Annotated in this window: 14 protein-coding genes; 9 read left to right on the plus strand and 5 right to left on the minus strand. The window is 45.2% G+C overall.

Annotated elements, in window-relative coordinates:
- The first annotated feature begins 74 nt into the window (after positions 1 to 74).
- From GO493_RS10505 to GO493_RS10515, 3 genes are all read left to right on the plus strand, one after another.
- Entirely contained in the window at positions 75 to 668 is a 594-nt protein-coding gene (locus GO493_RS10505) for a hypothetical protein (RefSeq protein WP_157306103.1), read from the plus strand.
- A 135-nt stretch (positions 669 to 803) separates the two neighbouring features.
- Positions 804 to 2,591 (plus strand): glycoside hydrolase family 35 protein, encoded by a 1,788-nt coding sequence (locus GO493_RS10510; RefSeq protein WP_198315674.1) that lies wholly within the window; start codon positions 804 to 806, stop codon positions 2,589 to 2,591.
- A 140-nt stretch (positions 2,592 to 2,731) separates the two neighbouring features.
- A complete protein-coding gene (locus GO493_RS10515; protein ID WP_157306105.1) occupies positions 2,732 to 4,096 on the plus strand; it encodes a serine hydrolase domain-containing protein in 1,365 nt (454 codons plus the stop codon).
- A gap of 48 nt (positions 4,097 to 4,144) precedes the next feature.
- Here the strand turns inward: GO493_RS10515 and GO493_RS10520 are convergent, their stop codons facing one another.
- Complete coding sequence (locus GO493_RS10520) at positions 4,145 to 5,275, minus strand: glycoside hydrolase family 88/105 protein (protein ID WP_157306106.1); 1,131 nt, start codon at positions 5,273 to 5,275, stop codon at positions 4,145 to 4,147.
- 184 nt (positions 5,276 to 5,459) lie between these two features.
- Here GO493_RS10520 and GO493_RS10525 point away from each other — a divergent pair, with 184 nt between their 5' ends.
- Positions 5,460 to 5,903 carry a CBS domain-containing protein gene (locus GO493_RS10525; protein ID WP_157306107.1) on the plus strand — a complete coding sequence of 148 codons (444 nt, stop codon included), beginning with the start codon at positions 5,460 to 5,462 and terminating at the stop codon, positions 5,901 to 5,903.
- Here the strand turns inward: GO493_RS10525 and GO493_RS10530 are convergent, their stop codons facing one another.
- The 3 genes from GO493_RS10530 to GO493_RS10540 form a co-directional block, all read right to left on the minus strand.
- The gene (locus GO493_RS10530) at positions 5,904 to 8,342 is read right to left on the minus strand and encodes an outer membrane beta-barrel protein (protein WP_157306108.1); all 2,439 of its coding nucleotides are present in this window, start codon (positions 8,340 to 8,342) and stop codon (positions 5,904 to 5,906) included.
- A 4-nt stretch (positions 8,343 to 8,346) separates the two neighbouring features.
- A complete protein-coding gene (locus GO493_RS10535; protein WP_157306109.1) occupies positions 8,347 to 8,544 on the minus strand; it encodes a hypothetical protein in 198 nt (65 codons plus the stop codon).
- Between the two features lie 284 nt (positions 8,545 to 8,828).
- Positions 8,829 to 10,094: an aspartate kinase gene (locus GO493_RS10540; RefSeq protein ID WP_157306110.1), complete on the minus strand. Its 1,266-nt coding sequence runs from the start codon at positions 10,092 to 10,094 to the stop codon at positions 8,829 to 8,831.
- Positions 10,095 to 10,274: 180 nt separating this feature from the next.
- Here GO493_RS10540 and fbp point away from each other — a divergent pair, with 180 nt between their 5' ends.
- The 5 genes from fbp to GO493_RS10565 all read left to right on the plus strand — a co-directional run bounded on the left by fbp (position 10,275) and on the right by GO493_RS10565 (position 13,960).
- A complete protein-coding gene (fbp, locus tag GO493_RS10545) occupies positions 10,275 to 11,285 on the plus strand; it encodes a class 1 fructose-bisphosphatase (RefSeq protein ID WP_157306111.1) in 1,011 nt (336 codons plus the stop codon).
- A 147-nt stretch (positions 11,286 to 11,432) separates the two neighbouring features.
- Positions 11,433 to 11,948: a CAP domain-containing protein gene (locus GO493_RS10550; RefSeq protein ID WP_157306112.1), complete on the plus strand. Its 516-nt coding sequence runs from the start codon at positions 11,433 to 11,435 to the stop codon at positions 11,946 to 11,948.
- Positions 11,949 to 12,056: 108 nt separating this feature from the next.
- Positions 12,057 to 12,821 carry an ABC transporter ATP-binding protein gene (locus tag GO493_RS10555; RefSeq protein ID WP_157306113.1) on the plus strand — a complete coding sequence of 255 codons (765 nt, stop codon included), beginning with the start codon at positions 12,057 to 12,059 and terminating at the stop codon, positions 12,819 to 12,821.
- Positions 12,822 to 12,846: 25 nt separating this feature from the next.
- A complete protein-coding gene (locus GO493_RS10560) occupies positions 12,847 to 13,383 on the plus strand; it encodes a YfiT family bacillithiol transferase (protein ID WP_157306114.1) in 537 nt (178 codons plus the stop codon).
- 16 nt (positions 13,384 to 13,399) lie between these two features.
- Positions 13,400 to 13,960 carry an NUDIX hydrolase gene (locus GO493_RS10565; protein WP_157306115.1) on the plus strand — a complete coding sequence of 187 codons (561 nt, stop codon included), beginning with the start codon at positions 13,400 to 13,402 and terminating at the stop codon, positions 13,958 to 13,960.
- A gap of 25 nt (positions 13,961 to 13,985) precedes the next feature.
- Here GO493_RS10565 and GO493_RS10570 read toward each other — a convergent pair whose 3' ends face one another.
- Positions 13,986 to 15,281: a bifunctional folylpolyglutamate synthase/dihydrofolate synthase gene (locus tag GO493_RS10570; RefSeq protein WP_157306116.1), complete on the minus strand. Its 1,296-nt coding sequence runs from the start codon at positions 15,279 to 15,281 to the stop codon at positions 13,986 to 13,988.
- Positions 15,282 to 15,510: the final 229 nt, after the last annotated feature.

Below are 15,510 nucleotides of genomic sequence, written 5' to 3' on the forward strand. Positions count from 1 at the left end.
TCTGTCACTCTCTTTCTTCCAGTGATCCAACATATTACAAGAATCCCTATCTTTATACTAAAACCCTGATACCTATGAGCTTTCTAAACATCTGCCTCCTGGCAATGTCATTATCCGTAAACGACTCTACTTGCCTGGATTGGGAAAAATCAACAGTATCCGATATTAAGTACCAGTTGCAACATACCGGGAATCAAGAAAAAGAATATTTCCAGGGACTACTTTCCGGTCCCGGAGACACAACCACTCTCCGTGAGCAGAGAAGAGCCGCCAGATGCGAGCTTTTTTATGCCATGAAACTCTTCTACCCAGACCTTTTCGGGAAATACTTTATCGTGGAAACAACCACAGACGGCGAGATAAAAGCCAATATGGCCCTTATACTTGACGTCACCAATGCAGACCAGGCGGTACTCTATGTATACGAACAGACCGGCAATGCCTGGATGCCGGCAAGCATTACCAGAGACCTGAAAGTAGATGTCAGCAAAGGACTGGAAGGCCTTCGCACTACTTTCCAGCAGGGGCATAACAAAGATGCTGTGATCGTCTCTGAGTTTGAATGGGGAGTAGCTAAATCCTCTGTATTCATGGTAAACCGTACGCTGGCAGAAAACACCTGGGTAACCAATATTTTAGGGGAATATATCCCTTCATATAAGAACTGAAAGAGGGCCTTTGGCCCTCTGATATTATTTTCCTTCATCAGCGTACTTTCTTGTCAACCCCTTCCCATTCCCCGCTGCATTGCTTAATTTACCTGCTGAATCAACGTTACAGGTTTAATGAAAAAGATTGTCTTAATGAGTGCATTGGCACTGTTCGGCTATACAGCTACGATACAGGCCCAATCCAAACATACTTTCACACTGGGGAAGAAGGAATTTCTGCTGGATGGCAAACCCTACCAGATCATCAGCGGAGAGATGCATCCTGCCCGTATCCCGAAAGAGTACTGGAAGCACAGGATCCAGATGGCAAAAGCAATGGGTTGCAATACCATTGCCGCTTACGTATTCTGGAACTATCATGAGCAGGAAGAAGGAAAATTTGATTTCTCGTCTGAGAACAGGAATATCGCTGAATTTATTAAACTGGCACAGGCAGAAGGAATGTGGGTATTACTCCGCCCCGGCCCTTATGTTTGTGCAGAATGGGAATTCGGAGGATTACCTCCCTATCTGCTGCGTATCCCTGACATTAAAGTACGCTGCATGGACCCCCGTTATATGGCAGCTGCTGAACGTTACGTAAAAGCACTGTCAGAACAGGTAAAACAGCTGCAGGTCTCCAATGACGGACCAATCCTCATGGTGCAGGTGGAAAATGAATATGGCAGCTTCGGAAACGACAAACAATACCTCTATAAATTAAAAGAGCTCTGGGAACAGAATGGCATCGATGTACCATTCTATACGGCAGACGGTCCGGCAGACCCGCTGCTGGAAGCAGGCGTTGTACCCGGAGCAGCTGTAGGGCTGGATTCCGGCGGCTCAGAAGCCGATTTTGCCGCTGCGGCCAGGCAGAATCCGGATGTACCTTCGTTCAGCAGTGAATCTTATCCCGGCTGGCTGACCCACTGGGGCGAGAAATGGGCTCGTCCTGATAAAGCAGGTATCCTCAAAGAAGTGAAATTCCTGCTGGACACCAAACGCTCCCTGAACCTTTATGTGATCCATGGCGGTACAAACTTCGGCTTCACTGCCGGCGCTAACTCCGGTGGCAAAGGATATGAACCTGATCTGACCTCGTACGACTATGACGCTCCCATCAACGAGCAGGGCGCAGCTACAGAAAAATATATGGCATTGCGTGAACTGATAGGTTCCTACAGCAAAAAGAAACTGCCTGCTATTCCCGCTGCAATTCCTGCTATTACCATTCCGGCAATACAACTCACTCCATTTACCGACGTATGGAGCAACCTGCCGGCAGCAGTACATTCCATACAGCCTAAAACATTTGAAGCCTATGGACAGGACTATGGTTTCATGGTATATAAAACAACACTGGTGGGACATAAAAGCGGTAAACTGGAGATCACAGAACTGCATGATTATGCCACTGTATTCCTGAACGGTAAATATGTTGGCAAGATAGACCGCCGGCTGGGAGAACGCAGCATAGAACTTCCAAAGTCAGATGTAAAGAATCCTGTACTGGAAATCCTGGTAGAAGGTATGGGACGTATCAACTTTGCACAGGGCCTGATAGATCGTAAAGGTATTACCGACCGCGTTACACTGAACGGTATGACCCTCATGAACTGGGACGTTTACGGTTTACCTATGGAGAACGGTTTCATAGAAAAGCTGCCTGCTAAAAAAGAAAGTGAAGCAAGGCCGGGGCAGTTCTTCAAGGGTACTTTCACACTGACCAGTACCGGTGATACTTACCTGGACCTGTCCAACTTTAAAAAAGGTATGATATGGGTAAACGGACATAACCTGGGACGTTACTGGGAGATTGGTCCGCAGAAACGCCTGTACTGCCCTGCACCATGGCTGAAAAAAGGAGAGAATGAAATTGTGGTTTTTGATCAGCACCAGCTGGAGGCAGCTACCATACAAGGTGAAAAGGCTTTGGAATAGTTTGTAATGATCAACCGGCCTATGGCCGGAAATTCTTTCCCCGGAAATTGCCTCAGGCAATTTCCGGGGCTTTTTTTACCCCCAAATAATAAATTAAGTATATTTATCATGCGATTTTGATCGGAAATCCTTATTTGAACATGTGTAAGCCTTTATTCCCTTTACTGATAGCCGTAATAACACTTACGGCCGCCTATGGACAAAAAAGAGAAGAACCACTGGAAACCCGGATAGACCTGCTGGTAGAGAATCAGCTGCCTTCCATTGCGCCAGGCAGCGTTGTATTAATAGCTAAACGTGGGGAGATCATCTACAGAAAAGCATTTGGTAAAACAAACCAGTTGCTCAACGTACCCATGCAGCCTGAAATGCTCTTCCGCATTGGCGCTATCACCCAGCAATTCACAGCAGTAGCTGTGTTACAGCTGGTTGAACAGGGGCGTATTCATCTGCAGGACAGCATTCAGCAATACATCAAAGACTTCCCTGTAAAAGATCATACTATTACTATAGAACACCTGCTTTCTCAAACATCGGGTATAAGAAGCTTTTATGAGTTTTCCAATCCCGCCAAGGAAAAGCCTGTCTATAAACCGGCAGAACTGGTTGAATATTTCAGGGATGAACCACTGGAGTTTAAGCCGGGAACAAAGTTCAACTATAGTGTTTCAAACTATTGCCTGCTCGGATATATCATAGAACAGGTAACGGGTATGAGTTACGCAGATTACATTCAGCAACAGATACTGGATAAAGCTTCACTCACCAATACACATTATATTGACCCCGAAAAGATCGTCCCTAATAAGGCAGGCCCATACTCCCGCTTTAACAAACGTTTACAGAACGCTGTGCTGGAAGATGTAACAACACTCTATGCCGCCGGCGGACTGCTTTCCAATGCAGATGATCTCTTTAAGTGGCACCAGGCTTTATATGCAGGTACATTGCTGAAACAGGATGCGCTTTATAAAGCATTCACTCCCTATATACTGGCAGATGGAGCAACATCCACATATGGTTACGGATGGTACCTGAAAGCACTGAAAGATAGTTGGACAATAGAAAGCAGTGGCTCTACAGACGGGTATCAGTGTGATATGCTTTATGTACCGGAAGAAGATCTTTTTATTGCCACTATGTTCAATTGCTATGAACAGGATATGGATTGGGAAGTGCTGACAAATGATATAGCCAGGGCCGTTATAGGCAAGCCTTCTGAAAACCTTAACCTGACAGAGGATGAGTTGCAGAAATATGTAGGTGTGTATGAATACGATAAAGAGAACCAGATAGTTATCAATATGGAATACGGTGAGCTTTTCGTCAGGGCCACCAACCCGGATGCCCATCTTCCAAGAGCTAAACTCTACCTGGAAACAAGAGAGAAGCTTTATATTAAGGAAGCACCCTTAAAACTGGTTATTTATAAGCAGGACGAAAGAACGAAGCTGGTTACTTACAAGAATCGCAGAAAAGATCTTGAATGGATAAAAGTAAGATAATATTCCCTTCAAAAGAAAAGGGTTCGCAGGAGGCGAACCCTTTTCTTTTTAGTTGCCCAGCAAGGCTGCGGCAGCCCAGAGTATAGGCGCCTGGCCATGCATATCGCCGGTAATACGCTGGCGGTTCAGGTAATATTGCTGATCATTTTTCTTATTAGTGCCTTCGCAAACATCTTTTATATCGCCGCTTTCATTGATATATTTAACGAGCGCAGTCCACGCATTACGGGCGGTAAGACCATAGTCTTTTTCTTCCAGCCATCCTTTCTTCACCCCTGTGATAAGCGCAAAAGCGAACATCCCGCTGCAGGATGTTTCTGCCCAGGCGGTAGGATCGTCCAGCAGCTGGTGCCACAAATAGTTTTTGTCCTGTAGCTGCTTGAGTGTTGCCATCATTTTTTTGTAGCCATCCATGATCTTTGCTCTGTCCGGATTTTCTGCCGGCAGGGCGCTGAGCAGTTCAGTCATACCGGCAGCCATCCAGCCGTTACCTCTTCCCCAGAAGAAAGGAGCGTCGGTAGCATGATAGAACAGGCCATTGGGTTGCTGGATAGCATCAAGGTACACTACCATTTCCTTTGCCGCGCGGTTGATGTAATCTTTGTTACCGGTGGCGCGGAAAGCCTCTACCTGGAGGATAGTGATCATGTACATGTCGTCAATCCACATGCGCGACTGCCAGGAAAGACCTTTATTGGCCAGCTCCTGCTGACCGTCCCGCGGACTGGCCGGCAGCTCCCATTGTTTATCCGCAAATTCTTTTCCTGTTGTGAGGTACCTGGTCTGACTGGTTTGCTGATACAGCTCCAGCGGGATAGCGCCAAAAACACTGTGATCTACATGGTCAGGCTTAGGCACCAGGCTTTCTGACTGTGCAAAGAACGGGTCATAACGTAGCGCCAGCTTTTGCAGCAATTCCCTGTTGCCGGTAGCTTTGGCTAATTTTAATGCCCCATACCATGTACATACTTCAGGATAGGTGATAGAGGCAGGTGGCTCCGGCTGGCCGAAGTTGCTGTGTGGTGAAGCGACAAAGTGATTAGCTACGAAAAGACCGATTACTGCTGGCTCTGTCCCCATTGGCCAGTCTTTGAACGATTTCTGTGCGAATACGGCCGTAAACGGAGTAAGAAGCCCCGTTAAGACTAAAATTGCCAGGTGTATTCTTTTTGTGTGCATATAATGCTTGTTATCAGGGTTGTAGTTATGAGTTTTTGACGAACGATTGCGTAAAGTAATATATAAAAATCCTACATGCAAGGATTAAGGGGAAAATTATTGGGAATACGTAGTGGAAATCCGTATCTTAGGTAGATACGTTAATTCCACATTCCTTCATTTGTTCAATTCTAAAGACCTCGTTATGGGAACAGTGCGAGATATATTGCAGGTAAAAGGGCATGTAGTTTATTCCATCCAGCCGGATTGTACTGTTTTTGAAGCACTTAGTGTGCTGGTAGACAAGAACATAGGTGCGCTTGTTGTTCTGGAAAAGGATAATGAGAAGGTCCTGGGCATCTTTTCAGAACGTGATTATGCCCGAAGGGTGATCGTTAAAGGCAGAGCCTCCAAAGAAACCCTGATCCGGGAGATCATGACGGAAAATCCTTTTACCGTAAATGAAAATGATACCATCGAAAGCTGTATGGTAAAAATGACGGATAAACATATCCGCCATTTACCGGTTACAGACAACTACAACCGCCTGGTAGGTATGATCTCCATTGGCGACGTAGTAAAGCATATAATAGATGAGCAGCAGTATATCATCAATAATCTGGAAGGATATATAAAAGGGACCCGCTGATCAGCTTCCCGTTCTGCGTTCCTCATCAGAAGTTCCTGTTTGTCTTTCCCTCGCAGCTTTCACCGCACTGTTGCCGAAGTTCCATGTAACAGCCAGGTTAGCGCGCCTGTTCTGCCAGCGGTTATGGATATTCATATCCAGGTTGTTGTATCTGGCAACACCACGGAACTGCTCTCCATTAGTGAAATCGGTTACATTCAGCTTCACAGTTACCTTCTTGCTGAAAAGTGATTTCTGCGCACCAAACCCTACAGCATAAGAAGATTTGAACTTAAAGATACCCCAGGAGAACGGGCTGTCATAATACCCGTTCAGCTCCAGCTTCCAGTTGTCCGGTAAAGTAAACGTATGTGTACTCTGATAACTTACTCCCAGCGCACTGGTGCCGGTATTCACCATGCTGTCCTGTACATCAAATTTATTGTAGTTCAGGTTCACGTTATTGGTGATATTCCACCATTTAAAGGGATCCAGCGGTACTGTCATGGAAACATTGTATCCATAGCTACGCTTAAAATTCTTGTCATAGCTGGTGGTCACCTTGGTCTCGTCGTTCTGGTCAAGATATTCCAGCATCACATCTTTGGTAAGTGTATAGGCGGCCGCTAAGATATACTTCTGCTTCAGCGTATAGGTGATCTCTCCCTTATGTATGTATTCCGGATTCAGATAAGGGTTCCCTCTGAAATAGGTATACTTGTCCAGGTAGTATACAAAAGGGTTCAGATCATCGTAGGAGGGGCGTGTAATACGCTTTGAATAGGACAGACCAAGTTTATGCGTTTCACTGAAGGTATGATCGACAGACAGGCTGGGAAAGAGATTCAGGTAATTGCGCTTTACATGGGACTGTAATGTAACGGAATACCCGTCAGAGCTTGTATGTTCCATACGTAGCCCCAGTTGCATATCGGTCTTTTTAAAATTCTTTTTGATGATGCCATATGCTGCCAGCACATCCTCAGTATAGATGAACCGGTTACTTTGTGTAACTGCATGCTCATAATGACCGTTCTGCAGAGAATCGTAAGACAGGTCATTATCTGTTTTTACAAAGCTGCCTTTGAAACCGGCTTCTATCTTCGTGGTTTTATTGACAGGTAGTACAAGATCAGCCTTAATACTCTTGATGGTAAAAGCGGTCACTGTAAAATTGCGGATAGCATGCGGATTGACATTCTGCTGGTGATCTACATAGTACATGCTGTCCCGCAGATGTATGCGCCGTTGATATTTAAAATCTGCATAGTCGGCATCCACGCTGAGCTCTGTGCCTACTGTGTCCAGCTGACCCTTATAGTTCAGGTTCACCGTGGTATTGTTAAAACGGTTGTTGCTGGTAGAAAAAGTATTCAGAATAGAGTCCAGTACCCTGTGAGGATAACGTCCGCTGCTGATATCTGTCCTGTTCCAGTTATTGGCATAGAAAGAATTCCTGTAGCCATTTACCAGTACGCCTACAGTATGCTTTTGGGTGATGAAGTAATCCATCCCCGCTTTGTAACTGTTGTTGATGAAATTCCTGTTACCATAAACTGAAGAAGAAAAGAATTGTGGCTCATCTCCTTCAATGTTACGTGTAAGCAAACGGCTGTTAAAGAATTTGCGGTTGGCATAATTATATGTACCGAAGAGGTTGAATCTCTGTGTACGCCAGTTCAGGTTGCCACCAGCATTGTAAAAGCCATAACGGCCAAATCCGCCTCCCGCATTGAGAGATCCGTTGATCCCTGTAATAACGCCTTTCTTCGTCTTGATATTAATGATGCCGCTTTTACCTGCGGCATCATATTTGGCGGAAGGACTGGTAATGATCTCTATCTGTGAAATACTTTCAGCAGGCAGGCTTTTCAGCAGGTTGGCCAGCTGTTCGCCAGACAGGTAAGTAAGTTTGCCATCCAGCATAACAGTTACTCCCTGGTTGCCTTTCAGAATGATGTTATCGTCTTTGTCTATCTGTACACCGGGAGCTCTTTTCAGTACGTCCAGGGCTGATCCGCCGGAGGCGGCCAGGCTGCTTTCCACGTTCAGCACGGTAGCGCCGTCTTTTCTTTCAATAAAAGGTTTCTGGGCAGATACTGTTACTCCCTGTAATGTCTGTGTAGATGGATGTAGGGCAATGGCCGGCAGGTTGAGCTGCCGGTGAGAGGCATCTATGGAAAAGGAGGCAGTGTTAACGGTGGCATAACCCATTAATGAAGCCTGGATAAAGTATTTTCCTGCTTCTATCTTTTCGAAGGTAGTGGTACCATCTACAGTACTAAGTTCGCCTTTAACAAGGCTGGAATCTTTTACCTGACGGAGCAATACGTTGGTAAAAGGCAGGGGCTGCCCATTGGTTTCCGTTATCTTAATGGTGACCTTTCCATTAATCTGCTGGGCAAAAGAGGTCGAATAGCTCGCAATAGCAAGCAATACAATCAGGATTAGTTGTTTCATAAGCTTAAATCTCGGCTTGGTGGAAAGGCTTATACTCTGTCTGTACTACCGGCTCAAATCCAAGGCTGAGCAGGTATAATGTGAGCATCTCAGGAGAATATTTCTTCCCGCACTGCTTGTAACATTGTAAAGCCCTGCCCTCCAGTGCAATAATGGTAAGGATACCCAGGGTTATAATGGCAAATATGGATACCTTTTTCATGCAGGTTGTTTTTTAAAAGACGATCTACGCGGAAAAAGGTTGCAGGAAAACGAAAAAAATTATTCCCCGTCTCTTTTTGCAAGAATAATTTCATCAGGCTACAGTTCATATTCCGTTTCAAAATTAGCTTTAATAAATCAGGTTAACATTGCCACTCATCAAATATTCCTGGCTGACCGCAGGGCTGTCCTTTTCTAAAACAAAAAAGCGCTTTTGCCAATTCGGCAAAAGCGCTTTTTAAACAATTTAACCGGCCGCATGCCGGTCAGGCAGGGTATTAAGCCTCATTTCAAAACCCGCTGGATCGTGACCGGCGAACGCTGCTCCAGCAACACATTCCTGCCTTTACTCAACTCTTCCAGCATCCCATCCTGGTTATACCGTACAGTCAGTAACTCCAGCCCCTCATGATAAGATATCTTAAAGTCATTATGCAGGGCCTTCATCAGCAGCTCAATCTTTTCAGAGTTATGATCTATACAACAGGAAAAACTGATAGCAGCATTCTGCATCAAATTTATCTTGATCTTCAGCTTGTGAAACATCTCATAGATATCACTGATCCTGTCTTCTGTAATAAAATCAAAATTACGGGACGTAATAGTAAGCAACACCTGGTTCTTTTTCAGTACAATAATAGGAGGGAGGTGTTTGTTATCAACTTCTTCACGGATCACTGTGCCAGGCAGGTCCTTATTCAGAAAACTCTTGACATATAACGGGATCTGTTTATTCTGCAGAGGTTTAATAGTTTTAGGATGTATCACCTGTGCACCATAATAAGAGATCTCTATTACTTCACTGAAACTGATCTCAGGAATATTGATAGTATTCGGAAACAGCTTCGGATCGGCATTCTTCAGCCCTTCCACATCTTTCCATATGGTCTGGCTTTCTGCATTCAGCATATTGGCAAATACTGCAGCAGAATAGTCACTGCCTTCGCGGCCCAGGGTAACACTTTCATTCTGATCTGTGCTGCCAATAAAACCCTGTGTAATGACAATATTGGTTTGTTTGAAAAGAGGTAGTATCCTTTCGTTTACCTGTTGCTGTGTTACTTCCCAGTTGATATTAGCCTCGCGGAAGGTATCATCTGTACGGAATACATCCCTGACATCTACCCAGGTGTTATTTATCGCTGCCTGGTTGAAATAAGCACTTACAATAGCTGTGCTCAGCAACTCACCCAGGCTTACCAGCTGGTCATAATAATAGTCATAAGAGCGGACCGGTTTTTCTCCCAGCGTCCATTCCGCTTCCGTAAAGAATTGCTGCAGCTGATCAAATAAGGGATTTTCCCTGTTGCCCAGTAGCTTTTCTGCTATTTCCAGGTGTTGCTGCTCAATGTTAGACAGGAGCTGGGCGGCAATTTCACGTTTACGGAGATAGAAGTTATGCGCCACTTTTTCCAGTTCATTGGTGGTTTTTCCCATGGCCGAAATAACGATCAGCAGCTGCTGGTCGGAGAATGACTGTACAATTGCTGCTACCTGCTGTATACGTTCAACACTTTCTAAACTTGCACCACCAAATTTGAAAACCTTCATATGTGATATAATCTTCCGTTAAAAAAATACGGGACAAAGTAAGACAACTTTAAATTTGTTTAAAAATTTGTTTACGTGAAAATGACAATTCCATTAAAATAACCCTATTTTGCTAAATTAGATAGATGTTTTAGCCCGGTACTGTGGAGGTATAATTATGAGTAAACTAATCCAATATACATGAGTAACAACAGAAAAGTAATGACCCTGGATGAATTTACCATCCAGGAGTTGAGGAACTACCCCGGAGCCACCGGACAGTTGTCTGGATTACTGAGAGATATAGGACTCGCCGCAAAGCGGGTGAATGTAGAAGTGAACAAGGCAGGTATTGCTGATATCCTGGGTGAAGCCGGTAAAGTGAATGTACAGGGAGAATCGGTCAAAAAGCTGGACGAATTTGCGAACGACCAGTTTATCGGGTCCCTCCGCAGCAGCATCTATTGCTGTGGTGTAGCATCGGAAGAGAACGAGAACTTCATCGCCTTTGACGATGAGCATTCCCGCAACTCCAAGTATGTAGTACTGATAGACCCCCTGGACGGTTCGGGTAATATTGACGTTAACGTGTCTATCGGCACTATCTTTTCTGTTTACCGCCGCCTCACACCTTCAGGCAGCCTGTGTGAGCTGGAAGATTTCCTGCAGCCCGGGTATGTACAGATAGCAGCAGGCTATATCATCTATGGTTCTTCCACTATGCTGGTATATGCTACCCGCCGCAGTGTACAGGGCTTCACGCTGGACCCTTCCATCGGGGAATTCTGTCTGTCACATCCCAACCTGAAATGCCCGCCGGAAAGTGACATCTTCTCTGTCAACATTGGCTACTACTACCTCTATGAAGAGAAAATACGCAAAGCCATTGAATATTTCCTGGCTAAAGATGCACACGGCAAGATCTATCGCCACCGCTTTGTGGGCTGTATGGTAGCAGAAGTACACCGTACACTTATCCAGGGAGGAATTTTTATGTATCCTGCCTTTGGAAAATATGCAGGAGGACGTTTACGTTTATGTTATGAGTGCAATCCCATGTCGTTCATTATGGAAAAAGCCGGCGGACTGGCAATGGCTACCGGCAGACAGCGACTGCTGGAACTGAAGCCTTCCAAACTCCATCAGCGCGTACCTGTATTCCTCGGTTCCAAAAATATGATGGACGTGTGGCAGCGGATAGTTAATAGTTGAAAATAACGCCTTGGCTAAAAGGTTCATTATCAGAAATATTTGAAGTGTAAGTTTTTGGTATAACTATTGCTAAACCAGCACTGGTTATTTGAGTCTAATGATTTAAACAGAGACCATATCCAATTTTTATTCATTATTATAAACATTATGACACGCAAGCTTACATTACTGGTATTTTCGACCTTTTTAACCTTCCATTTATTTGCCTGTCACCGGAGTACCGTACCATCAGACAGTACATCTGCGGCACATACCACCTCTATAAGAGATGAGGACGGGGATGGTGAAAGCCAGCTGGTGAAGGACATTCTCTATTATACCAACCAGTTCCGTGCTAAACATGGCCTTGCGCCACTGAAACTGGAATCCTACTGCTGCATGCTGGCTGCCAAACACAGCAAGAACATGGCTACAGGAAGGACCGGCTTCGGACATGAAGACATGGAAATACGCATGGATGCCGCTTCAATGAAACTGGGCGGCGTAAAAGCTGCGGCAGAGAATGTTGCCTATGGTACCCTGGACGCAAAAGGAGTGGTAGATGGCTGGATCAAAAGCCCCGGCCATAGGAAGAACATGCTGGGAGACTATAACCTGATAGGTATAGGAACTGCTGATAAAGGGAGAATCACCTTCTTTACCCAGTTCTTTGTCAAAAAATAAAAAAGGATTTTCTGCTGGCTGCAGGCCACTGCTCAAAAAAATTGCTTTTGCCGGAGGCAAAAGCAATTTTTTTGAGCAGTTTTTCCCCGCTTGCATTAATTTAGTCCTATGGAAAAGAGGAAGATTATTGAAGTAAAAGACCTTGTAAAGCAGTATGGAGATTTTACAGCAGTGAAAGGCATCAGCTTTGATGTATACGAAAATGAAATATTCGGACTGTTAGGCCCCAATGGCGCCGGAAAATCTACTACGCTGGAAATCATCGAAACGCTCAGGGAAAAGACCTCCGGTAAAGTATTTGTAGACGGTATAGACCTTGACAAAGATCCGGGCGCTATAAAGAAAGTGATAGGTGTACAGCTTCAAAGCTCCGGTTATTACCCCGGTCTGAACCTGACAGAACTGATCATCCTCTTCTGCGGCCTCTATAACGAGGAAGCAGATCCAAAAGAGCTTCTGAAACTCTTCAACCTGGAAGATAAAGCGAAAGCTAAATTCAAGGAACTCTCCGGCGGACAGAAACAGCGTTTCTCCATAGCCACTACACTCATCAACAAACCTAAGATCATTTTCCTGGATGAGCCTACTACCGGTCTTGACCCCCAGGCAAGACGTAACCTCTGGGACCTTATCCAGCAGGTACGTGCCCAGGGAACAACGGTTGTGATCACCACACACTATATGGATGAAGCCGAGTTCCTGTGCGATCGCTGTGCTATCGTGGATAGCGGCCGTATAATTGCCCTGGAATCGCCGGATACATTGATAGACCAGCTGGTAGCTGGTGGGTTTGAGCGCAAAAAAGAAGTGAAGAAAGCCAACCTGGAAGATGTATTCATCCATATGACAGGAAAAGCGCTGAGAGAAAGTTAGGTATTAGAATCAAGCATCATTATACATGGACTTAGAACAACTTAAGTATCCCATCGGGCGTTTCGAAGCCCCGGCATCTATCCCGGCAGAGGCCCTGAAAGGATATATCAACGATATCCGCTACCTGCCTTCCCTGGTAGAAATTGCCATACAGACGCTGGATGCCCCGCAACTGGCAACTCCTTACCGTCCTGATGGCTGGACTATAACCCAGGTTGTACATCACCTGGTAGATAGCCATACCAATGCGCTGACACGTTTCAAACTGGCGCTGACAGAAGACAATCCTGTTATCAAGCCTTATGACGAGGCTGCCTGGGCAGAATTGCCGGATGTGGCCAATACCCCTGTCAACGTTTCCATCACTCTACTGCATGCCCTGCACACCCGCTGGGTAAACCTGATGGATAACCTGACAGACCAGCAATGGACACGTACTTTCGTTCATCCGGAAACCAAAAAGACCTTTGAATTGCGTACCGTAGCTGCCAATTACTCCTGGCATGGTAAGCATCATCTTGCGCATATAGAGAGACTCAAGGAAAGAAATAACTGGAAATAATCATCAAACTGTTGATATGTCATCATTAGACTGGAAGTTGCTGCGCTCTGAATACCTGTTCAGGGATAACTGGCTGACGGCACGCCGTGATACCTGCCAGACGCCTAAGGGAAAGATCGTTGAGCCTTACTATGTACTGGAATATAACGATTGGGTAAACTGTGTTGCTATAGCGGAAGATGGCCGCATAGTGATGGTACGCCAGTACCGCCAGGGAATAGGTAAAACTATTCTTGAGATACCAGGTGGTACTATGGATAATACAGATCCTTCCCCGGAATTTGCTATGCGCAGGGAGTTGCTGGAAGAAACAGGTTATGATTTCGAAAAGCTTATCAACCTGGGTAGCGTGGCGCCTAATCCTGCATCCAGTAATAACCTTACGCATATGTTCCTGGCAACAGGTGGTAAGAAAGTACAGGAACAGGACCTTGATGAAAATGAAGAAATTGAAATAGTATTGATGGAGCTGGAAGATGTGGAGCAGTTGCTGAAGGAGAATAAGATCTTACAGAGCCTGCACGTTACATGTCTGTTTTATGCGTTGCTGAAACTGAAAGAACTGAGATTACCTTAACCGGCCAAAGGCCGGTTAATTTTCTTTATAGAATCTCAGCCACTATAAAAAAACTACCACAAACCAATATAAGATCATCTTCATGCGCATGCTGCTTCGCAGCCATATACGCCTGCTGCACGGTGGGATAATCATGCCCCTTTAACCCCTTCGCATGCGCTTTTTCCGCCAGCTCTTTCTCATCCATAGCTCTTGGCAATGGCGCTTTGGTAAAGTAATATGTTGCTGCAGGAGGGAAGAGCGTCAGCACTTTATCAACCTCTTTATCCTTTACAAAACCGGTTACAATATGCAGCTGACGGTATACCATATGCCGCAGCTGTTCAACGATCTCTGTAATACCTGCTTCATTATGTCCCACATCTGCTATGGTAAGCGGATGATGAGCGATCGTTTCCCAGCGCCCGCGCAGCCCTGTCAGCTTTTTAACATGCTGTAACGCTGTATTGACAGCCGCTTCAGGAAGTTCCCATCCCGCTTTCTGCATTACTTTCACAGCACTCAGCACTCCCATGATATTCCTGGTCTGATAACCGCCGGTAAGATCAGTACGTATGCGCCTGAGCGTTGCATTATCGCCCGAGCCATGAGGTACCAGCCCCAGTTGCAGATGATTGCCGGAGAGTTCATTCTCCTGTACCAGCCATTCCTTATCGGCAAAGTGTATGGCTGCTTTCATAGCAGTAGCTTTTTCCGCGAAGACAGATTGTACTTCTGTCTGTGTCTCAGAAATAACTACGGGAACTCCTGCTTTGATAATGCCTGCTTTTTCTCCTGCTATTTCTGTAAGGGTATTACCCAGCATATGCATATGATCATAGCTGATGTTGGTAATTACAGAGAGCTCAGGAGTGATCACGTTGGTGCTGTCCAGCCTGCCGCCAAGTCCTGTCTCGATAATGGCAATATCTACCTGTTCCAGTGCAAAGTACTGGAATGCCATTGCTACTGTCAGTTCAAAGAATGAAGGACCGATACTTTCTATAGATGGTTTGAGCTGTTCTGTAAATTCTATAACGAAAGATTCAGGGACCATTTCGCCATTTATCCTGATCCGTTCTCTGAAGTCTTTCAGATGCGGAGAAGTGTATAGTCCTGTTTTATAACCGGCTTGCTGGAAAATAGCGGCCAGCATATGACTCGTAGAGCCTTTGCCGTTGGTACCGGCTATATGGATGGATTTGAATTGCTGTTGAGGATTGCCCAGCTGATTGCACAATTCGAGGGTATTATGCAGATCTTTCCTGAATGCGCTGGCGCCAACGCGGGTGAACATGGGGAGGTGTTCATACAGGTAATCAAGAGTTTGTTGATAGTTCATAAATTTTGATCTGTTCCAGCCCTCAAATGTACAAAAAGCTCGTTTTAAAAAATTCAGCTGTTTCTCTCAGAAAAGCAAGCTGTAGGCCTCCCTCAAAAAAAGAGAAGCCGTCTCAAAAGTAATTTGGGACGGCTTCAGCTTTTTATACATTTTTTTAGATAAAAGGCGCCTTTTTGTTAACCATATGATGCTTATTGTGTTATAGGAAGTATGGCAAGAGGCAAAACAT

Source organism: Chitinophaga tropicalis (assembly GCF_009758205.1).
Lineage (GTDB): Bacteria > Bacteroidota > Bacteroidia > Chitinophagales > Chitinophagaceae > Chitinophaga > Chitinophaga tropicalis.